At 70.6% G+C, this 18,905-nt stretch carries 16 protein-coding genes and 1 tRNA gene; 9 read left to right on the top strand and 8 right to left on the bottom strand.

Features of this window, described 5'->3' with window-relative positions; translation table 11 throughout:
• Positions 1 to 239: 239 nt before the first annotated feature.
• From ACH4ZX_RS20020 to ACH4ZX_RS20005, 4 genes are all read right to left on the bottom strand, one after another.
• Positions 240 to 3,281, bottom strand: a complete 3,042-nt coding sequence (locus ACH4ZX_RS20020; RefSeq protein WP_398274130.1) for a hypothetical protein — start codon at positions 3,279 to 3,281, stop codon at positions 240 to 242.
• Positions 3,282 to 3,607: 326 nt separating this feature from the next.
• Positions 3,608 to 3,681, bottom strand: a tRNA-Pro gene (locus ACH4ZX_RS20015).
• A 56-nt stretch (positions 3,682 to 3,737) separates the two neighbouring features.
• A complete protein-coding gene (locus ACH4ZX_RS20010) occupies positions 3,738 to 4,505 on the bottom strand; it encodes a Pr6Pr family membrane protein (RefSeq protein WP_398274128.1) in 768 nt (255 codons plus the stop codon).
• A 127-nt stretch (positions 4,506 to 4,632) separates the two neighbouring features.
• Positions 4,633 to 5,559 carry a metallophosphoesterase gene (locus ACH4ZX_RS20005; protein WP_398274125.1) on the bottom strand — a complete coding sequence of 309 codons (927 nt, stop codon included), beginning with the start codon at positions 5,557 to 5,559 and terminating at the stop codon, positions 4,633 to 4,635.
• A gap of 92 nt (positions 5,560 to 5,651) precedes the next feature.
• Between ACH4ZX_RS20005 and ACH4ZX_RS20000 the strand changes: the two genes are divergently transcribed.
• Positions 5,652 to 6,119 carry a GatB/YqeY domain-containing protein gene (locus ACH4ZX_RS20000; RefSeq protein WP_398274122.1) on the top strand — a complete coding sequence of 156 codons (468 nt, stop codon included), beginning with the start codon at positions 5,652 to 5,654 and terminating at the stop codon, positions 6,117 to 6,119.
• Positions 6,120 to 6,274: 155 nt separating this feature from the next.
• Here the strand turns inward: ACH4ZX_RS20000 and ACH4ZX_RS19995 are convergent, their stop codons facing one another.
• On the bottom strand, positions 6,275 to 8,569 hold the full coding sequence (locus ACH4ZX_RS19995; protein WP_398274119.1) for a transglycosylase domain-containing protein: 2,295 nt from the start codon (positions 8,567 to 8,569) through the stop codon (positions 6,275 to 6,277).
• A gap of 524 nt (positions 8,570 to 9,093) precedes the next feature.
• Here ACH4ZX_RS19995 and wblA point away from each other — a divergent pair.
• Positions 9,094 to 9,432 carry a transcriptional regulator WblA gene (gene wblA / locus ACH4ZX_RS19990; protein WP_324787120.1) on the top strand — a complete coding sequence of 113 codons (339 nt, stop codon included), beginning with the start codon at positions 9,094 to 9,096 and terminating at the stop codon, positions 9,430 to 9,432.
• Between the two features lie 155 nt (positions 9,433 to 9,587).
• Here wblA and ACH4ZX_RS19985 read toward each other — a convergent pair whose 3' ends face one another.
• Both ACH4ZX_RS19985 and ACH4ZX_RS19980 read right to left on the bottom strand, forming a co-directional pair.
• A complete protein-coding gene (locus ACH4ZX_RS19985; RefSeq protein ID WP_398274116.1) occupies positions 9,588 to 10,988 on the bottom strand; it encodes an ArsA family ATPase in 1,401 nt (466 codons plus the stop codon).
• Positions 10,985 to 11,962, bottom strand: coding sequence for an ArsA family ATPase (locus tag ACH4ZX_RS19980; protein ID WP_398274113.1), 978 nt, complete (start codon positions 11,960 to 11,962; stop codon positions 10,985 to 10,987). Before ACH4ZX_RS19980 ends, ACH4ZX_RS19985 begins: the two co-directional genes overlap by 4 nt.
• 105 nt (positions 11,963 to 12,067) lie before the next feature.
• On the opposite strand from ACH4ZX_RS19980, the gene ACH4ZX_RS19975 reads away from it, so the two are divergent.
• The 4 genes from ACH4ZX_RS19975 to ACH4ZX_RS19960 all read left to right on the top strand — a co-directional run bounded on the left by ACH4ZX_RS19975 (position 12,068) and on the right by ACH4ZX_RS19960 (position 14,571).
• Positions 12,068 to 12,226, top strand: coding sequence for a DUF4177 domain-containing protein (locus ACH4ZX_RS19975; RefSeq protein WP_003991873.1), 159 nt, complete (start codon positions 12,068 to 12,070; stop codon positions 12,224 to 12,226).
• Positions 12,226 to 12,690, top strand: coding sequence for a RidA family protein (locus tag ACH4ZX_RS19970; RefSeq protein WP_398274109.1), 465 nt, complete (start codon positions 12,226 to 12,228; stop codon positions 12,688 to 12,690). The genes ACH4ZX_RS19975 and ACH4ZX_RS19970 overlap by 1 nt, the downstream gene beginning before the upstream one ends.
• 151 nt (positions 12,691 to 12,841) lie before the next feature.
• Positions 12,842 to 13,735, top strand: coding sequence for an NUDIX hydrolase (locus ACH4ZX_RS19965; RefSeq protein WP_398274106.1), 894 nt, complete (start codon positions 12,842 to 12,844; stop codon positions 13,733 to 13,735).
• A complete protein-coding gene (locus tag ACH4ZX_RS19960; protein ID WP_398274103.1) occupies positions 13,732 to 14,571 on the top strand; it encodes an MBL fold metallo-hydrolase in 840 nt (279 codons plus the stop codon). Before ACH4ZX_RS19965 ends, ACH4ZX_RS19960 begins: the two co-directional genes overlap by 4 nt.
• Before the next feature lie 201 nt (positions 14,572 to 14,772).
• Here ACH4ZX_RS19960 and ACH4ZX_RS19955 read toward each other — a convergent pair whose 3' ends face one another.
• Positions 14,773 to 15,447: a Crp/Fnr family transcriptional regulator gene (locus tag ACH4ZX_RS19955; RefSeq protein ID WP_029382547.1), complete on the bottom strand. Its 675-nt coding sequence runs from the start codon at positions 15,445 to 15,447 to the stop codon at positions 14,773 to 14,775.
• 251 nt (positions 15,448 to 15,698) lie between these two features.
• Here ACH4ZX_RS19955 and nth point away from each other — a divergent pair, with 251 nt between their 5' ends.
• The 3 genes from nth to ACH4ZX_RS19940 all read left to right on the top strand — a co-directional run bounded on the left by nth (position 15,699) and on the right by ACH4ZX_RS19940 (position 18,781).
• Entirely contained in the window at positions 15,699 to 16,802 is a 1,104-nt protein-coding gene (nth, locus tag ACH4ZX_RS19950; protein ID WP_398274099.1) for an endonuclease III, read from the top strand.
• A gap of 70 nt (positions 16,803 to 16,872) precedes the next feature.
• On the top strand, positions 16,873 to 17,568 hold the full coding sequence (locus tag ACH4ZX_RS19945) for a CoA pyrophosphatase (RefSeq protein ID WP_324787101.1): 696 nt from the start codon (positions 16,873 to 16,875) through the stop codon (positions 17,566 to 17,568).
• A 13-nt stretch (positions 17,569 to 17,581) separates the two neighbouring features.
• Positions 17,582 to 18,781, top strand: a complete 1,200-nt coding sequence (locus ACH4ZX_RS19940; RefSeq protein WP_398274390.1) for a MarP family serine protease — start codon at positions 17,582 to 17,584, stop codon at positions 18,779 to 18,781.
• Positions 18,782 to 18,905: the final 124 nt, after the last annotated feature.

Below are 18,905 nucleotides of genomic sequence, written 5' to 3'. Positions count from 1 at the left end.
CATGCCGCTCCACCGAGAGCGGATAACGGCCCGCGGCGACGTCCAGTCCAGGGCGGCTCCAGCCTGGTCCTTCTACGAGTTCTGGCAGGTCGTCCTCCCGGCTCACCGCAACCATCCGCCCGCCCCCAATGCTGCCCGGCCAGGAAACTCGTCGGTCATTCTGACGCATCTTTTCGGCCTCCCCGCGCGCCTCGGAATCGACCGGCCGGGCTACCGAACCGGTCTCGGTGGACCACTCACTACCGATGGCGCCAGATCTGCCGCAGTCGCAGTACTTCGGTCGCCCAGTGCGCCTCAAGCTCCGAAGCCGGGATCCGCTCGCGGCCGAGGCTGAAGCGGACGTGGCGGTACAGCCAGTGCAGTGAAGTGTCGGCACTGCTGATCAGGGTGGACAGCAGGGGTTCGTCGGCCGGTGTTTCCCTGTCTATGGCCACGAGCAACTCGCCTTGGTCATCAGGGGACAGGTGAGGCAGTCCGCCACCCATCCGCACACGGAGATCTCCCCACGTCAGGAGCATCCCGCCGCTACGTGCGGCGTCCGCGAGGATTTCGCGGGCCATGGTGGCGAGTTTGTCGATGGTCTCGATCGGGAGGCGATCAGCATGCCGGGGGCCGGCCGTACCGTCCGCCTGCCGGGCGGAGGCGATCTGCAGGGCGGTTGTCGCCGTAGGCGCGGAGCGCTCGCGCCTGGCGGGCTTCTGATCCTGCAGTCGGCGCCGCCAGCGCTTCACCTCCCTGTCCTCAGCAGCGGGCAGCGGTTGGCTCAGCAGGCGTCGGAACTTCCCGATCTCGTCGAGCGTGTCGGCGAGTTCGTCTGCGGATCGGGTCTCACGGGTGCGGCCCAGCTCGGCGAGCAGCTGTCGAATCTTCCGAAGGGACGGGTCTGCTTGCTTCTCCGGATCCCGCTCACGGCACCACGCCTTCACCTCACGCATGAAGGGCGTGTATTCCTTCCGGTCGGTCGGTGACAGTCGCCGTGCGTAGACCGGACCTGCGAGGCGGCGGGCCGTCTCTACCACCGCCAGATCGCCGGCTTCCTGGGCGGCGCGGATCTCCTCGGCAAGCCACTCGAATTCGACCCGTGCCTCGGCGAAGGCGGTGAGCGGTGGCTCTTCCGCCGGTTGGCCGGCACCCTCTGCGTCATGAGCCTGCCCGGATCCGCGGGCCTCGATCCACTCCCTCATGTCTGCCCGCAGCCGGTGAAGACGCTCCCGTACCTCCGCTGCGAGCTCGTGGTCGCTGATGTTCTCCGCCTCTTGCCGGAGCCTTGTCGCCTCTGCCTGATCGCTGGTGATCTTTGCAGCCACGAAGAGCTCTGAGATTCGGGCGACACTCCGAGCTGCCTCGATCTGCCGGTCGTGCGCTCCCTTCTCCAGACCCGTGGCGTTCTTCGATCCTGCGTCACGGGTATGGGACGGCTGGTGTGCCGAATTTCCCCCGTGGGTCGGCCGGATGGCGGGCTCCGGGGAGGTGACCTTTCGGCCGACCAGACGGTCGAGTTCATCCAGAACGGAGTCGCTGGCCTTCAGCCAGGCACGGAGCGAGTGGCGCTGGCGGCGGGCAGCGTAGTACTGCTGGGCGTGTGCCTCGCCCCGTTCGATGGTCTGCGACAGACGGGTGGCACCGGGGCTGCTCGCTCGAGGGAGCACGGCCGCCGCTTCTCGCAGCTTCGCCCGTATGCTCACCAATTTCCGGGACGCCGTGAGCAGGTCGGTGCGTGGGGGTGTCTGCTCGTCGGTGACGGGCTCTTGCCGGGAAGTAGTGGAAGCCGTCGATGCGGACGTCTCCCTCTGTCCGTACACCTCGTGCGCTTTCTTGATCGCGGTATCGCTCCACCGGCGCAGAGCGGCCTCCGACGCCGGAGCGGCTGCTCCGAGCAACCGCAGAACGGTCCCCAGGTAAGGAAGAGGGCGCCTGGAGTCGGCAAGGACCAGGACGCACAGCAGCGGCCTCTCCGGGCTCAACGGTCTGTCCACCTCGACCAGCAAGTCCCGGCGCTTGGGATCCGGCAGATGGGCGAGATCGAGGCCGACCCGGCGAGCGAGCTCGTGCCACGTGGTCGTGGTGCCTTCTCGCGCCACGCGTTCCAGTGCCTGACGGAGTACGGTCGCGGCCCCGCTGCGTTCAGGCTCTGCGAGCGCAGTGTCGGTGCGGGTACGTGATGTACGAGGTGCTGTGCCGAGTCGCTCGTCGACGGCGACGCTGGGGCGCCACAGGCCGGTGCGTTCCGCGTCCAGGCCGTTGAGCTGCACAAGGCTGTCGGCATGGAGCGCCCAAGCTGAGCCCTGTCCTTCGGCAGGGTCCGTGATCAGCAGCCGTACTGCGCCCGACAGCCGATAGACGTACTGCTCCGTGGGAACAGGGATCTCCTCGGGCAGAGACAGATGAGCCCGGATGATGCGGCTGCCCGCAGGCTTGACGAACCCGGACACCAGGTGCCGACCGGCTGCTGCGAACGGCGACTCGGCCGGGGGCGCGGTTTCACGGTCCACCGCGAAAACGATCTCGGCACCGCGCAGCGGCAGGCTGCCCGGGAGCGGATCGTTTCGCATCCCGCCCTCGCGGATGATCCCCTCGGCGCGCAGTTCCTCAAGGGCCGGCGTCACCAAGCCGCTGGCGGCCATCCGGCACTGCTCAAGGGGCGCCCAGCTGACGGTGCGGTTCTCGGTCGAAGTGCCGATGAGAACGCGACGGTCGTTCCCCTGGGTCTCGCATCGCACACGTAGCGCGTAGCCCTGGCGGGCCACCATGTCGCGCGTGATCGCGCCGTCGCGGCCGAAGACCCACTCGATGTGACCTTCCTTGGCCCCGAGGCTGTCCGCGGCCTTGCGCCAGCTCCGATAGTCCTCCGGGTGCAGTTCGAACCGAAGATGCTGGCCCGTGGCCCGCAGCCAGAAATCCACGGCGTCCCCTGGGCCGTGTCCGAGACTGCGTAGTTCGGCCCGCGCGGCGTGACCCTGGTCCGCCAGCCATCGGGTGACATGCAGCTTGATGAACAGGTGGTCGGCGCTGTCCACGCCGTTGGCGGTGCGGCCGCATACCGCACGGTTTCCGTGACGATCCGGGTAGTGGGAGAAATGACAGACCTTGGTCTCGTACCGCTTGGTCATCAGCTTTTCCCCGCAGCCGCCGAGGAGCGTGCCGCACCAGAAGCGGTCGGTGCCGAACTGGCGGCGGAACTCATCCAGGTTGTGCGGCTCCTCGGGAAGGATGACGGGCTGATCAGAGTCCCGGCCGCCGATGACTGCGGTCTGAACGAGACGGGTGTCGATCTGCGGCACCTTCAGCCCCCGAAGTGGAAGTACGACAACCTGCCTGAACGGTAGAGGAATTGAGGATGGACTCCCCCACGCGAGCGCACAACATGCAACAAGCACGACTCCGATCGCGGTGACCGTGGAGGTCTACGCTCACGTTCCCTCGGCGTAGACCAGGCGGGTGCTCCGGAAACTCGGCAATGCTCTGGGCGGCAGCAAGTAGAAGGGCGAGTGCAAGCAGGAAGAGCGGACGGACGATGGCCGTCAAGAGTCGTGGGTCGCTGTACTCCACTGCTGTACAAACGCTCAGAGACCCATCCGCGATCAAGCGAATGGGTCTCTGACCTGTGTCGGGGTGGCGGGATTTGAACCCACGACCTCTTCGTCCCGAACGAAGCGCGCTGCCAAGCTGCGCTACACCCCGGTGTCGCTGCAGTCCTGCTTGTCGCGGCGACGTCGTTAACTTTAGCCCACCGGTGGCTATAGACGAAATCCGGTTTTGCCGCGGTGGCGGATCAGGTCCGGGCGGGTGTGGTCGACGGCCACGAGGAGGGCGGCGAGGGCGCAGAAGGCGAGGCCGAGCAGGAGGGCGTCGGCGAGGACGTTGCGGTAGCCGTGGGCGTCGACGTCGAGGAAGGGGTAGAGGTAGCGGGCCGGCGTGCCGGCCGGGAGCAGTTCGCCTCGGGCGAGGGAGAAGGCCAGGTAGGTCAGGGGGTAGAGCATCCACGTGGCGGTCTGGCGCAGGTGCAGGCGGCCGGGGGGTGTGAGGAGCAGCCAGTCCAGCAGTACGGCGGCGGGGATCGCCGTGTGCAGGATCTGGTTCGCGGTCCACTGCCAGCCGGTCAGCGGGGTCGTGCCCGTCATCGAGAACGGGCTAGCCGCGTCCGTCAGCAGCAGGTGGTACACCGAGCCGGCGATCGTGACGTAGAGCAGTGTCGCGCCCGTCCAGGAGGACGGGAGGGGGTGGCGGGCCGTCCACGCCCGGCGGGCCTGGAGCGTGAAGACGGCGGCCAGCAGGATCTCGCTCTGGATCGTGAAGTGGCTCAGGAGCCGTGCCGGGCTGCCGAGCCACAGGTCGACCGTGACCGCCGCTGCCGCCGCCAGGGCGATCAGCAGGCGGTACGCGGCGACCAGGGGGCGGCGTACGGGGGTCACCACCGCTGTCGCGGGGACGAGGGAGGACTGCGGCACGGGCATGCCGGGGATCGCGGGGAGGTCCGGTATGTCCTTGGGGATCGGGGCGGTCATGCCCCCAAGTTAGGCAATGGTGGGGTTTGGGGCTATTGGGGCGGGGTGTCCGGGTTACGGCCGCAAAATCCACTCCGTGCCGTCGTGCCGTCGTGCCGTCGTGCCGCCGTGCCGTCAGCGGAACGGGCTAGTCGCGTCCCACCAGCGTCAGCAGCGTCGCCTCCGGGGGGCAGGCGAAGCGGACCGGGGTGTAGCGGTTGGTGCCGCAGCCCGCCGAGACGTGGAGGTAGGACCGACGGCCCTCCGCGGTGTGCGTGGAGAGGCCCTTCACACGGTCGGTGTCCAGGTCGCAGTTGGTGACGAGGGCGCCGTAGAAGGGGATGCAGAGCTGGCCGCCGTGCGTGTGGCCGGCCAGGATCAGGGGGTAGGCGTCCGCCGTGAACGCGTCCAGCACCCGCAGGTACGGCGCGTGCACCACGCCCATCGAGAAGTCCGCCCCGCCCGACGGGCCGCCGGCCACCTGCGCGTAGCGGTCGCGCTTGATGTGCGGGTCGTCCAGGCCCGTCAGCTCGACCGACATGCCCTCGACCTTGAGCTGCCCGCGCGTGTTGGTCAGGTTCAGCCAGCCCGCCGCGTCGAAGGCGTCCCGCAGGTCCTCCCACGGGTTGTGGACCACGCCCACGACGGGCGGGTTGCCGTTCAGGCCGTGCCGGCCGAGGGCCTTTTCGACGAGGTAGCGGCCGGGGTTGCGGAACTTGGGGCCGTAGTAGTCGTTGGAGCCGAAGACGTACGCGCCCGGGAACTCCATCAGCGGGCCGAGGGCGTCCAGGACCTCCGGGATGCCCTCCGGGTCGGACAGGTTGTCGCCGGTGTTGATCACGAAGTCGGGGCGCAGGCCGGCCAGCGAGCGCAGCCAGCGCTGCTTCTTGCGCTGGCCGCCGACCATGTGGATGTCGGAGACCTGGAGCACGCGCAGCGGGCGCATCCCGGACGGCAGGACGGGGATCGTCACCCGTCGCAGGCGGAAGGAGCGGGCCTCGAAACCCGCCGCGTACACCAGACCGGCGGCGCCAGCCGCCGCGATGGACAGAGGTACTCCGTATCGCGCGCGCATACGTCCATCGTGTCAGATCCGGGGCACCCGTCAGGCCCACCGCCCCTGAAATCAGCGGGCGTCGGGCCGTACGCACCTGCGACAATCGCGGCATGACCACCACGCTCAAGTCGAAGCTGCACGAAGACCTCAACGCCGCGATCAAGGAGCGCGACGAGCTCCGCTCCTCGACGCTCCGGCTGACGCTCGCCGCGATCACCAAGGAGGAGGTCGCGGGCAAGGAGAAGCGCGAGCTCTCCGACGACGAGGTGCTCAAGGTGATCACCAAGGAGGCGAAGAAGCGCCGGGAGGCGGCCGAGGCCTTCGCGCAGGGTGGTCGCGCCGAGTCGGCCGAGCGGGAGAAGGCGGAGGGCGAGGTGCTCGCCGCGTACCTGCCCAAGCAGCTCAGTGACGAGGAACTGGACGCGATCGTCGCCCAGGCCGTCGCGGAGGCGAAGGCGGCCGGTGCCGAGGGACCGCGGGCCATGGGCGCCGTCATGAAGATCGTGAACCCCAAGGTCGCCGGGCAGGCCGAGGGCGGCCGCGTCGCCGCCGCGGTGAAGAAGCTGCTGGCCGGCTGAGCACCCGGGGCGACGACGACCGCCCCGCGGAACGGGGGGACACGTCCGACACACCTCCGTGTCGGGTGACAGCCGACGGCCCCCTCTTCCCGTACGACCGGTGGACGGTCGTGTGCGGGAGGAGGGGGCCGTGCCCGTTCCGCAGGAGGGCCGGGTCAGCCGCGTCCGCCCCCGTTGCCGTTTCCGTTCGTCTGGCCCTGGAAGAAGGTTCCCGGCAGGGTGATCGTGGGCGTGGGGAAGTCGGTGCCGCCGTTCGTGCCGCCGTTGGTCGTCAGGCCCCCGAGGAAGCCGTCGTTGCCGCCGTTGTTCCCGTTCCCGTTCCCGTTTCCGTGGTCACCGTTGTCGCCGTCGTTGCCGTGGCCGCCCTTGTCGGCCTTGTCGGGGTCCGGTATGTCGACGAGGTTGAAGGACGGGGCCTCCTTGCCCGACAGGGCGCCGGTCATCGCGTCGCGCCAGATGGGGCCCGGGACCGAGCCGCCGTAGACCTTGTCGTGGTAGACGCCGCCGATGCTGATGTTCACCATCTTGACCTGCTGGCTGGCGCTGCCGACCCAGACCGCGCCCGACAGGTTCGGCGTGTAGCCGACGAACCAGGCGTTCTTGCGCTCGTCCGTGGTACCGGTCTTACCGGCGTTGGCGCGGTCGGTGAGGCCCGCCTGCTGGCCCGTACCGGAGTCGATCACGCCCTGCAGCAGGGTGTTGACCGTGTCCGCGGTCTTCTCGCTCATCGCCCGCGAGCACGTCGACTTCGGCACGTCCAGCGACTTCTGCCGGTCGCCGACCTTCTGGGTGATCGACTCGATGGCGACGGGCGTGCAGTACATGCCCCGGGAGGCGAAGGCGGCGTACGCGCTCGCCATCGTCAGCGGGGCGATGCCCTTGGAGCCCAGGGCGATCGCGGGCACCTCCGGGAGCTTGTCGCCGCTGCCCTGCACGACGTGCAGGCCCTCGGTCATCTTCATCACCGGGCACAGGCCGATGTCGGCGACCATCTGCACGAAGTAGGTGTTGACCGACTTGGCCATCGCCTCCTTCAGCCGGTACGGGCCGACCTCCGACCTGCTCTCGTTGGGGACGGTCTCGCCGCCCTGGTTCATCCAGGGCTTGCCGCCGCACGTCTGCACGGGCTCCGGGTACGGCATCTCGTACGGCGACGGGTACTGCTGGGTGGCCGGCCGCCCCTGCTCGAGCGCGGCCGCCGCGACGAACGGCTTGAACGTCGAACCGGTCGGGAAGCCGTAGTTGGAGCCGCCCATGCCGTGGCCCACCGAGTAGTTGATCTCGGTCTCGTTCTTGCTGTAGCCGTACGGCTTCGACTGGCCCATGGCCAGGACCTTGCCGGTGCCGGGCTCGACGATGGTGGCGGCGGCGGCCACCGCGTCGCTCTTGTTGACGTGGTTCTTGAGCGAGGCCTGCACCGACTCCTGGGCCTGCGGGTCGAGCGTCGTGCGGATCGTCAGGCCGCCCTGGTTCCAGACCTTCGCCCGGGCCTGCCGGCTCTTGCCGAAGACCGGGTCGTTGAGGAACACCTCGCGCACGTAGTCGCAGAAGAAGCCGGCGCCCTTGACCGCGGTGATGCAGCCGTTCTTCGGCTGGCTGGGGTTCAGGCCCAGCGGCGACTTCTGTGCCTTGGCCGCCTGGGCCTGGGAGATGTCGCCGAGTTCGGCCATGCGCTGCAGCACGGTGTTGCGGCGCTTGGTGGCCTCCGCCTCGTCGTTGACGGGGTCGTAGCGGCTCGGGGACTGGACGATGCCCGCGAGCAGCGCCGCCTCCTGCAGTTTCAGGTCCTTGGCGTGCTTGGAGAAGTAACGCTGGGAGGCGGCCTCGACGCCGTAGGCCTGCTCGCCGAAGAACGTGATGTTCAGGTAGTTCTCGAGGATCTTCTTCTTGCCGAGCTCCTCCTCCACCTGGATCGCGTACTTCAGTTCCTTGATCTTGCGGCCGAGGGTCTGCTGGGTGGCCTGCGCGACCTTCGTCGGGTCGTCGCCCGCCTCCTCCACGAAGACGTTCTTCACGTACTGCTGGGTGAGCGTCGAGGCGCCTTCGGAGACGCCGCCGCTCTGCGCGTTCTTGTTGACGGCGCGCAGGATGCCCTTGAGGTCGACCGCGCCGTGCTGGTAGTAGCGCGAGTCCTCGATCGCGACTATCGCCTTCTGCATGTACGGCGAGATGTCCTTGAGGCTCACCACCGTGCGGTCGCGCGAGTAGACGGTGGCGATCTGGCCGCCGTCGGCGTCGAGGATGGTGGTGCGCTGGCTCAGCGGCGGTGTCTTCAGGTTGGCCGGGAGTTCGTCGAAGCTCTCCACGGATCCCTTGGCCGCCAGTCCCAGCGCGCCGACGGCGGGCAGCGCGATACCGGCGAGCACCGCTCCCGAGAGGACACTGACACCGAGGAACTTGGCGGCCTGCTGCGTTGCCGACAGGCCACCGCCCGAGCGCTTGTTTGGCATGGGGGCAGCCTAATCCGTAGTTCTGGGCGTTCCGACGGAGCGGGCGCCCGCGGGACGTGCGCGCGCCGGATCGCGACATCCCGGCAGTCGTGCGACCGGCGCGTGACGGCAGGGCGAAGCAGGGCGCTACCTTCCCATTCGCCGGACACGCGGGTAGGCCTTGGCCTAAGCTGCTCACAACTGTCACAGCAGTAGGGCCACGTATCAATACGTCCGGCGACCCCGAATCGTTCCGGAAGTTCCCCTGCTTTCTGGTGGGGGCGTGTCCGAATCCGCCTTGTGTGTCACTCGGCGTCCGTTGTGACTCAACAGAACTGTCCCGGTTTGCCGGGATGATCACGCATATCACCAGGTCACTCCCCCGGGTGATCTGCCGCTTGCGCATAGTCCGTTCGGGCCATTCAAGATTGGGCCCGAAGGGGGTGTTGCGCTGTGCCCACCTTCCGTAACGTCCTCAACTGGCGGCGGTGAATATGCCGCTGCCGCCGTGGGGGAGCCTCGATTCGGGAGAGGACGGCGCCGGTATGGGCTGGGTAACCGACTGGAGTGCGCAGGCTGCCTGCCGCACTACCGATCCGGATGAACTGTTCGTTCAGGGAGCAGCGCAGAACAGGGCCAAGGCGGTGTGCACCGGATGCCCGGTACGCACCGAATGTCTGGCTGACGCGCTCGACAACCGCGTCGAGTTCGGTGTGTGGGGAGGCATGACCGAGCGCGAGCGCCGCGCCCTGCTGCGCAGGCGGCCGACCGTCACCTCGTGGCGCCGGCTGCTGGAGACGGCTCGTAGCGAGTACGAGCGCGGTGCGGGCATCGTCCCGCTCGACGACGACCAGGTGTACGAGAACTACGCGGCGGTGGGCTGAGGGTTCCTCGGCCCGACCGGCCGACTGAGGCGACGGACGCCGCAGGGACGGGCGCCGCAGGGGCGGACGCTGCAACGCTGAGGGGACGGACTCCTCGGCGCGGTCGGCTGAGGGTCCGGATCGGCTGAGGGCTCCGGATCGGCTGAGGGCACGGATCAGTCGTCGGCGGGCTCGGGCGGCTCCGGCCGGTCGGCCGCGAGCCGGTCACCGATGTCCCGCAGTCCCGCCAGGTCGTGCACGTCACCGGGGAGCGCGGCCACTTCGGCCACCGCCACCTCGGGGTGGAGCGCGGTGAAGCGGTCACGCGTGCGCTGCTCGCGGGCGATCAGCTGCATGCGTTCGGCGTGCAGCCTGAGCAGGCCCGCGGTGAGCCGGTCGACGCCCTGTCCCTCGCCCTGCTCCGTGGGGGATGCGGATGCGGCGGGCGCGTCAGGCGCGTCGGGCGCCGCAGCGGGGGATTCTGAACTGCCGTACGTGTCGGGAGAGTTACGAAGTACTGCTTTCCCGCCGTCCTGATCCACAATGCGGGACTCCACAAGATTTTCCGCGGCGGCGAGCGCCCGCTCGGCCGACAGCCGTTCGGCGCCGCTGCCGTGGACCCGGTTGAGCACCAGGCCCGCGAGCGGCATCTGCTCGGCCGCGAGCCGCTCCACGAAGTACGCGGCCTCCCGCAGGGCGTCCCGCTCGGGGGCCGCGACCACCAGGAACGCCGTGCCGGGCGCCTGCAGCAACTGGTAGGTGGCGTCCGCGCGCTTGCGGAAACCGCCGAACATGGAGTCCATCGCCGCCACGAACGTCTGGACGTCCTTGAGCAGCTGGCCGCCCAGCAGCTTGCCCAGCACGCCGGTCATCATCGACATCCCGACGTTCAGGAACTTCATGCCCGCGCGGCCGCCGGCCCGGGCGGGCGCGAGCAGGACCCGGATCAGCTTGCCGTCCAGGAACGAGCCCAGCCGCTTGGGCGCGTCCAGGAAGTCGAGCGCCGAGCGGGACGGCGGCGTGTCGACGACGATCAGGTCCCACTCGTCCAACGCGCGGAGCTGGCCCAGCTTCTCCATCGCCATGTACTCCTGCGTGCCCGCGAAGCCCGCCGAGAGCGACTGGTAGAAGGGGTTCGACAGGATCGCGGCGGCCCGCTCGGGGTCCGTGTGCGCCTCGACGATCTCGTCGAACGTGCGCTTCATGTCGAGCATCATGGCGTGCAGCTCGCCGTCGCCGTCGACGCCCTTCACGCGGCGCGGGGTGTTGTCGAGGGAGTCGATGCCCATCGACTGGGCGAGCCGGCGGGCCGGGTCGATGGTCAGGACGACCACCTTGCGGCCGCGCTCGGCGGCCCTGAGACCCAGCGCCGCGGCGGTGGTGGTCTTGCCGACGCCGCCCGAGCCGCAGCACACCACGATGCGCGTCTGCGGGTCGTCGAGCAGCGGGTCGAGGTCGAGCACGCGGGCGGGGGCGAGGTGGTGGCGCGCGCCCTCGGCAGCGCGGGTGCCGTCGGGGTCGGGCGTGCGCTCGGGGTCGGGCGTGCCCTTCGGGGTGTGGGCCGGGTCCGGACTCATGCGATCCCCTGATTCCGCAGTTCGGTTGCCAGTTCGTACAGACCCGCCAGGTCCATGCCCTCGGCGAGCAGCGGCAGTTCGTGCAGCGGCAGGCCCAGCTCACCGAGGACGGCCCGCTGTTCGTGCTCCAGCGCGTACCGCTCGGCGTACTCCCCGGCCAGTTGCAGCAGCGGGTCCACCAGCTTCTCCGCGTTCCCGCCGCGGCGCGCCCCGCCCAGCCCGGCGGCGGACAGCGACCGTGCGACGGAGGGGCGCGACACACCCCGTACGAGTTCCAGATCGGCCGCGTCCAACACCTCCGGCCGCACCATGTTCACCATGATCCGGCCCACCGGCAGCCGCGCCGACCGCAGTTCGGAGATGCCGTCGGCGGTCTCCTGGACCGGCATCTCCTCCAGCAGCGTCACCAGGTGCACGGCCGTCTCCGCCGACTTCAGCACCCGCATCACCGCCTGCGCCTGATTGTGTATCGGGCCGATCTTCGCCAGGCCCGCCACCTCGTCGTTGACGTTCAGGAAGCGGGTGATGCGTCCGGTGGGGGGTGCGTCCATGACGATGTAGTCGTAGACGAACCGGCCGCGCTTGTCGCGGCGGCGCACCGCCTCGCACGCCTTGCCGGTCAGCAGCACGTCTCTCACACCCGGCGCGATGGTGGTGGCGAAGTCGATCGCGCCGAGCTTCTTCAGGGCCCGCCCGGCGCTCCCCAGTTTGTAGAACATCTGGAGGTAGTCCAGGAGGGCCAGTTCGGGATCTATGGCGAGGGCATACACCTCCCCGCCCCCGGGAGCGACGGCGATCTTCCGCTCCTCATAAGGCAGCGCTTCCGTCTCGAAGAGCTGCGCGATGCCCTGCCGGCCCTCGACCTCGACGAGAAGCGTCCGCTTCCCCTCGGTCGCGAGGGCCAGTGCGAGGGCGGCGGCGACCGTCGTCTTTCCGGTCCCGCCCTTACCGCTGACGACCTGGAGCCTGCTCACGTATTCGAGCGTAACCATTCTGTGCGCGGACTACGCGGCGGCCTGTGGACAACGCGGCCCCGGCCGGGCGTCTGCCCCCGCCCGGGTACGGCTAGAGTCGCCCACATGACCAAGTGGGAATACGCAACGGTGCCACTGCTCGTCCACGCCACGAAGCAGATCCTGGACACCTGGGGCGAGGACGGCTGGGAACTCGTCCAGGTCGTGCCCGGGCCGAACAACCCCGAGCAGCTCGTGGCCTACCTGAAGCGGGAGAAGCAGTAGTGGGCGCCGTCGAGGCGAGGCTGGCCGAGCTCGGCCTGACCCTGCCGGAGGTCGTCCCGCCGCTCGCCGCCTACCAGCCGGCCGTCCAGTCCGGCGGGTACGTCTACACGTCCGGCCAGCTGCCGATGGTGGAGGGCAAGCTGCCGGTCACCGGCAAGGTCGGCGCCGAGGTCACCCCGGAGGAGGCCAAGGGCCTGGCCCGCACCTGCGCGCTGAACGCCCTGGCCGCCGTGAAGTCCGTCACCGGTGACCTGGACCGCATCGCGCGCGTGGTGAAGGTCGTCGGCTTCGTCGCCTCGGCCGCCGACTTCACCGGCCAGCCCGGCGTGGTCAACGGCTCGAGCGAGCTGCTCGGCGAGGTCCTCGGCGACAAGGGCGTGCACGCGCGCAGCGCGGTGGGCGTGGCGGTGCTGCCGCTGGACGCCCCGGTGGAGGTCGAGATCCTGGTCGAGCTGGAGCCGTAGCCGGCGGAGCCGGTGCGATGGCCCGCGGAGCCGGTGTGCGGTCGGTGGGTGCGGTGCCGTAGCCGGTGGGCCCGCGCGGGCACAGCGCCGGCCGGCGCTCTGACCTCGGGGACCTCTCGAACAATCGCGCGTCACGGGATAGCCTCCGGCCATGGCGAATGGGCAGTGGTTTCCGCAGGACTGGCCGGAACGCATCCGCGCGCTCGCGGAGGGCACCCTCACGCCCGCCGCCCCCAAGCGTGCGGCCACCGTCATGCTCCTCAAGGACACCGGCGCCGGTCCCGCCGTCCACATGCTGCGCAGACGCGCCTCCATGGCCTTCGCCGGGGGCGCGTACGCGTATCCGGGCGGCGGCGTCGACCCGCGCGACGACGAGCGGCACGTCCGCTGGGCGGGCCCCACGCGCGCGTGGTGGGCCGACCGGCTCGGCGTGGACGAGACCGCGGCGCAGGCGATCGTCTGCGCGGCCGTGCGGGAGACGTACGAGGAGGCCGGCGTCCTGCTCGCCGGTGAGACCGCCGACTCGGTGGCCGGCGACACCACCGGCCCCGACTGGGAGGCCGACCGTGCCGCGCTGGTCGCCCGAGAGCTGTCCTTCGCGGAGTTCCTGGACCGCCGCGGCCTGGTGCTGCGCTCGGACCTGCTCGGGGCCTGGACCCGCTGGATCACCCCCGAGTTCGAGCCCCGCCGCTACGACACCTTCTTCTTCGTCGCCGCCCTGCCGCACGGTCAGCGCACCCGCAACGCCTCCACGGAGGCCGACCGCACGGTGTGGATCCGGCCCGAGGAGGCCGCCTCCTCCTACGACCGGGGCGAGCTGCTGATGATGCCGCCCACCATCGCGACCCTGCGCCAGCTGGCGCCGTACGCCACGGCCGCCGAGGCGCTCGCCGCCGCACCAGGCCGGGACCTGACGCCCGTGCTGGCGCGGGCCCGGCTGCTGGACGGCCGGATCGAGCTGTCCTGGCCGGGCCACGACGAGTTCACCAAGCACATCCCGAGCGGCCTTCCGGCCGACCACACGACCGGTGGAGCCTCCGCATGACGGACGCAAGCACCCTTCCCGGCCAGCCGCGGGGCGGGGTCCTCACGGGCCCCGCCACCGCCCGGGCCGTCAACGTCCTGGCGCCCAACGCCTCGGCGATGACCCTCGACGGCACGAACACCTGGATCCTCGCCGAGCCGGACTCCGACCTGGCGGTGGTCATCGACCCGGGCCCGCTGGACGACGGCCACCTGCGCAACGTCGTCGAGACCGCCGAGCGGGCCGGCCGGCGTATCGCGGTCACCCTGCTGACCCACGGCCACCCGGACCACGCCGAGGGCGCCGCGCGCTTCGCCGAGCTGACCGGCACGAAGGTGCGGGCCCTCGACCCGGCGCTGCGGCTGGGCGAGGAGGGGCTGGCGGCCGGGCAGGTGGTCGTGGTCGGCGGCCTGGAGCTGCGGGTCGTCCCCACGCCCGGGCACACCTCCGACTCCCTGTGCTTCCACCTCCCGGCCGACCGGGCGGTGCTGACCGGTGACACGGTCCTGGGCCGCGGCACCACGGTCGTGGCGCACCCCGACGGCCGTCTGGGCGACTACCTGGACTCCCTGCGCCGCCTGCGGTCCCTCACGGTCGACGACGGCGTGCACACGGTCCTGCCGGGCCACGGCCCGGTCCTGGAGGACGCGCAGGGCGCGGTGGAGTACTACCTCGCGCACCGCGCCCACCGCCTGGCCCAGATCGAGACGGCCGTCGAGAACGGCCACCGCGCCCCCGCCGAGGTGGTCGCCCACGTGTACGCCGACGTGGACCGCTCCCTGTGGCCTGCGGCGGAGCTGTCGGTCCGGGCGCAGCTGGAGTACCTGGAGGAGCACGGGCTGATCCAGCCCGCCTGATCAGGTGGTCAGCGGCAGGCACGCGGAAGGGCCCGTCTCGGGAGAGACGGGCCCTTCCGCACCGTACGGCCGGAAGCCGGAAGCCGGAAGCCGGAAGCCGGAAGCCGGAGGCCGGAAGCCGGGAGTCGACGGTCGGAAGCCGGAAGCCGGAAGCCGGAAGCCGGAAGCCGGAAGCCGGAAGCCGGGAGTCGACAGTCGGCGTCAGCGGGAGCGCTTGGCCAGCCGCTCGACGTCCAGCAGGATCACGGCCCGCGCCTCCAGGCGGAGCCACCCGCGCTGCGCGAAGTCGGCCAGTGCCTTGTTGACCGTCTCGCGCGAGGCGCCCACCAGCTGCGCCAGCTCCTCCTGCGTCAGGTCGTGCACGACGTGGATGCCCTCCTCCGACTGCACGCCGAAGCGGCGGGAGAGGTCGAGCAGGGCGCGCGCGACACGGCCCGGAACGTCCGAGAACACCAGGTCGGACATGGCGTCGTTGGTCTTGCGCAGGCGCCGGGCGACGGCGCGCAGCAGCGCGGCGGCCACCTCGGGGCGGGCGTTCAGCCACGGCTGGAGGTCCCCGTGGCCGAGGCCGAGCAGCTTGACCTCGGTCAGCGCCGTCGCCGTGGCCGTACGGGGGCCCGGGTCGAACAGGGACAGCTCGCCGATCAGTTCGCCGGGGCCGACCACCGCGAGCATGTTCTCGCGGCCGTCGGGGGAGGTGCGGTGCAGCTTGACCTTGCCCTCGGTGACCACGTAGAGCCGGTCACCGGGGTCGCCCTCGTGGAAGAGTGAGTCACCCCGCGCCAGGGTCACCTCACTCATGGAGGCGCGGAGCTCCGCGGCCTGCTCGTCGTCGAGCGCCGCGAAGAGCGGGTTCCGCCGCAGAACGTCGTCCACGAGTTCTCTCCTTGTCGACCTGCTCAGGGGATCTTGTTCCCCCTTGGTACCAGGGGACCGTGGTGCCCATTTTGCCGGACGGTCCAAACAGTGTGATCTGTCACAAGGATGCCGCACGCGGGTCCCGGGGTGGGCGGCAGGGGTCCGATTGGGGGCTGATCTTCCGGGTCCGGGGCGGATGCCGGTGCCGGGCTCTAGGCTGACCGGGTGTCCAAATCGCCGGTAGAGCACAGGCCAAGGGGGCTGGGCGGATGGTCGTATCTCGTGATTCCGCTGTGGGCGAACAGGGCCCCGGCAATGCGAAGAAAGCGACAAAGGTGATGAAAAGGGCGCCGGTGGAAAAGCCCACCGTGAAGGCCGCCAAGAAGGCCACCAAGAAGGCCACCAAGAAGGCAACTGGGAAGGCCCCCGAGAAGGCCAGTGGGAAGGCCATCGAGAAGGCCACCAAGAAGGCCGCCGGAAAAGCCGCGGTGAAGGTCGGCAGGAAACCCGCGCGGAAAGCCGTCGCCGCGCCGAAGAAAGCCACGGCCGCGGTCGAAGGCGTCCCGCCGGCCAAGACCGTCGCCGGGAAGGAACCGAAGGGCGAGTCGCGCACCGCCCTGGTCCGCCGCGCCCGCCGCATCAACCGCGAGCTGGCCGAGGTGTACCCGTACGCCCACCCCGAGCTGGACTTCGACAACCCCTTCCAGCTCCTGGTCGCCACGGTCCTGTCCGCCCAGACCACCGACCTGCGGGTCAACCAGACGACGCCGGCCCTCTTCGCGGCGTACCCCACCCCCGAGGACCTGGCCGCCGCCGATCCGGAGCGGGTCGAGGAGATCCTGCGCCCGTGCGGCTTCTTCCGCGCCAAGACCAAGTCCGTCATAGGGCTGTCCAAGGCGCTGGCGGAGCAGTTCGGCGGCGAGGTCCCGGGCCGGCTGGAGGACCTCGTCAAGCTGCCCGGCGTGGGCCGCAAGACCGCCTTCGTGGTGCTCGGCAACGCCTTCGGGCGGCCCGGCATCACCGTCGACACGCACTTCCAGCGGCTGGTGCGGCGCTGGAAGTGGACCGAGGAGACGGACCCGGACAAGATCGAGGCCGCGGTCGCCGCGCTGTTCCCCAAGAGCGACTGGACGGACCTCTCGCACCATGTGATCTGGCACGGCCGCCGCATCTGCCACGCCCGCAAGCCCGCCTGCGGCGCCTGCCCCATCACCCCGCTCTGCCCGGCGTACGGCGAGGGCGAGACCGACCCGGAGAAGGCGAAGAAGCTGCTGAAGTACGAGAAGGGCGGATTCCCGGGCCAGCGCCTGAAGCCGCCGCAGGCGTACCTGGACGCGGGCGGCAGGCCGGCGCCGTCGCTGGGGGCCGGATGACGGGCCGTTCGCCCCAGGAACGATCAACGGGCGGTCGGGCGTTGGATCTGGCAGGACGACGGGGGTGGCGATGACGCGAGCGAGCGAGACGCGGGGCGGTCCGGTGACGCTGAGCAAGGAGGGCCTGCCGGCCTGGCTGGACCCGGTGGTGCGGGCCATGGAGACGGTCGAGCCGCTGCAGCTGAGCCGCTTTCTGCCCCCGGAGGACGGCCGGGGACGCCAGTCCGCGGTGCTCGTCCTGTTCGGCGAGGGTGAGCGCGGCCCCGAGCTGCTGCTGATGGAGCGGGCCAGCTCGCTCAGGTCCCATGCCGGGCAGCCGTCCTTCCCCGGTGGCGCCCTCGACCCCGAGGACGGCGACCCCACGGCCGACGGGCCGCTGCGGGCCGCGCTGCGCGAGGCCGAGGAGGAGACCGGCCTGGACCCGTCCGGGGTCCAGCTGTTCGGCGCCCTGCCCAAGCTGTACATCCCCGTCAGCGGCTTCGTCGTGACGCCCGTGCTGGGCTGGTGGCGGGAGCCGAGCCCGGTCGGCGTGGTCGACCCGAACGAGACGGCGCGCGTCTTCAAGGTCCCCGTGGCGGATCTCACGGACCCGGCGAACCGGGCCACGGTGGTCCACCCCAGCGGCTTCCGAGGTCCGGCATTCCTGGTCGAGTCCGCCCTGGTCTGGGGTTTCACCGCCGGGATCATCGACCGGCTGTTCCACTTCGCGGGGTGGGAGCGCCCCTGGGACCGGGAGAAGCGGGTCCCGCTCGACTGGCGGTCATGACAGGGTGATCTCCGTGAATGTGCTGGACATCCTGTTGCTGGTCGCGGCCGTGTGGTTCGCGGTCGTGGGCTACCGCCAGGGCTTCGTCGTCGGCATCCTGTCGGTGACCGGCTTCCTGGGCGGCGGTCTCGTGGCCGTCTACACCCTGCCCGTCGTCTGGGACGCGCTGACCGACAACGCGGAGGTCAGCACGACCGCCGCCGTCGTCGCGGTCGTCATCGTCATCGTCTTCGCCTCCGTCGGCCAGGCGCTCACCACCCACCTCGGCAACAAGCTGCGCCGGTACATCACCTGGTCCCCGGCCCGCGCCCTGGACGCCACCGGCGGCGCTCTCGTCAACGTGGTGGCGATGCTGCTGGTGGCCTGGCTGATCGGCTCGGCCCTCGCGGGCACCACGCTGCCCACGCTCGGCAAGGAGGTCCGCAACTCCAAGGTGCTGCTGGGCGTGTCACGGGCGCTGCCCGACGCGGCCGACACCTGGTTCGCGGACTTCTCCTCGGTCCTCGCGCAGAACGGCTTCCCGCAGGTCTTCAGCCCGTTCTCCAACGAGCCGATCACCGACGTCCAGCCGCCCGACCCGGCCCTCGCGAACAGCGCCGTCGCCACCAGCGCCAAGCGGTCCGTCGTCAAGGTGATGGGCACCGCCCAGAGTTGCGGCAAGGTCCTGGAGGGCAGCGGCTTCGTCTTCGGCCACCGCCGCGTCATGACCAACGCGCACGTCGTCGGCGGCGTCGACGAGCCCACCGTCCAAATAGGCGGCGAGGGCAGGAAGTACGACGCGACGGTCGTCCTGTACGACTGGCGGCGCGACATCGCCGTGCTCGACGTCCCCCATCTGAAGGCGCCCGCCCTGAAGTTCGCCACCGCGGACGCGGCGAGCGGCGACAGCGCCATCATCGCGGGCTACCCGGAGAACGGCGCGTACGACGTGCGCGCCGCGCGCGTGCGGGGACGCATCCCGGCCAACGGCCCGGACATCTACCACCGCGGGACCGTCCGCCGCGACGTGTACTCGCTGTACGCGACCGTCCGTCAGGGCAACTCCGGCGGCCCGCTGCTCACGCCGCAGGGCGAGGTCTACGGCGTGGTGTTCGCGAAGTCGCTCGACGACGCCGAAACCGGCTACGCGCTCACCGCGGACGAGATCCAGGAGGACATCTCGAAGGGGCGGAGCGCGAACCAGCAGGTGGACAGCGACAGCTGCGCGCTGTAGGGGCCGGAGCCCCTGGAACCGTCAGCCGCCCCCGGGGGCCCCGGGCCCGGGCCCTGGGGGCCGCTCGGGGGTGCCGGGGGCCGGCAGAGAGTGCCTGGGGTCGCCGGAGGGCGGCTCCTGGGGG

The organism is Streptomyces sp. NPDC020490 (assembly GCF_044335305.1).
Lineage (GTDB): Bacteria > Actinomycetota > Actinomycetes > Streptomycetales > Streptomycetaceae > Streptomyces.
This window is presented reverse-complemented; position numbering and strand designations above follow the sequence as displayed.

Excerpts from the sequence above, each read along its gene's own strand:
- ACH4ZX_RS20010 (WP_398274128.1), bottom strand. The coding sequence starts at position 4,505 with ATGACCGCCCCGATCCCCAAGGACATACCGGACCTCCCCGCGATCCCC.
- ACH4ZX_RS19975 (WP_003991873.1), top strand. The coding sequence starts at position 12,068 with ATGACCAAGTGGGAATACGCAACGGTGCCACTGCTCGTCCACGCCACG.
- ACH4ZX_RS19995 (WP_398274119.1), bottom strand. The coding sequence starts at position 8,569 with ATGCCAAACAAGCGCTCGGGCGGTGGCCTGTCGGCAACGCAGCAGGCC.
- ACH4ZX_RS19945 (WP_324787101.1), top strand. The coding sequence starts at position 16,873 with ATGACGCGAGCGAGCGAGACGCGGGGCGGTCCGGTGACGCTGAGCAAG.
- ACH4ZX_RS19960 (WP_398274103.1), top strand. The coding sequence starts at position 13,732 with ATGACGGACGCAAGCACCCTTCCCGGCCAGCCGCGGGGCGGGGTCCTC.
- ACH4ZX_RS19965 (WP_398274106.1), top strand. The coding sequence starts at position 12,842 with ATGGCGAATGGGCAGTGGTTTCCGCAGGACTGGCCGGAACGCATCCGC.
- ACH4ZX_RS20000 (WP_398274122.1), top strand. The coding sequence starts at position 5,652 with ATGACCACCACGCTCAAGTCGAAGCTGCACGAAGACCTCAACGCCGCG.
- nth (WP_398274099.1), top strand. The coding sequence starts at position 15,699 with ATGGTCGTATCTCGTGATTCCGCTGTGGGCGAACAGGGCCCCGGCAAT.
- ACH4ZX_RS20005 (WP_398274125.1), bottom strand. The coding sequence starts at position 5,559 with ATGCGCGCGCGATACGGAGTACCTCTGTCCATCGCGGCGGCTGGCGCC.
- wblA (WP_324787120.1), top strand. The coding sequence starts at position 9,094 with ATGGGCTGGGTAACCGACTGGAGTGCGCAGGCTGCCTGCCGCACTACC.
- ACH4ZX_RS19985 (WP_398274116.1), bottom strand. The coding sequence starts at position 10,988 with ATGAGTCCGGACCCGGCCCACACCCCGAAGGGCACGCCCGACCCCGAG.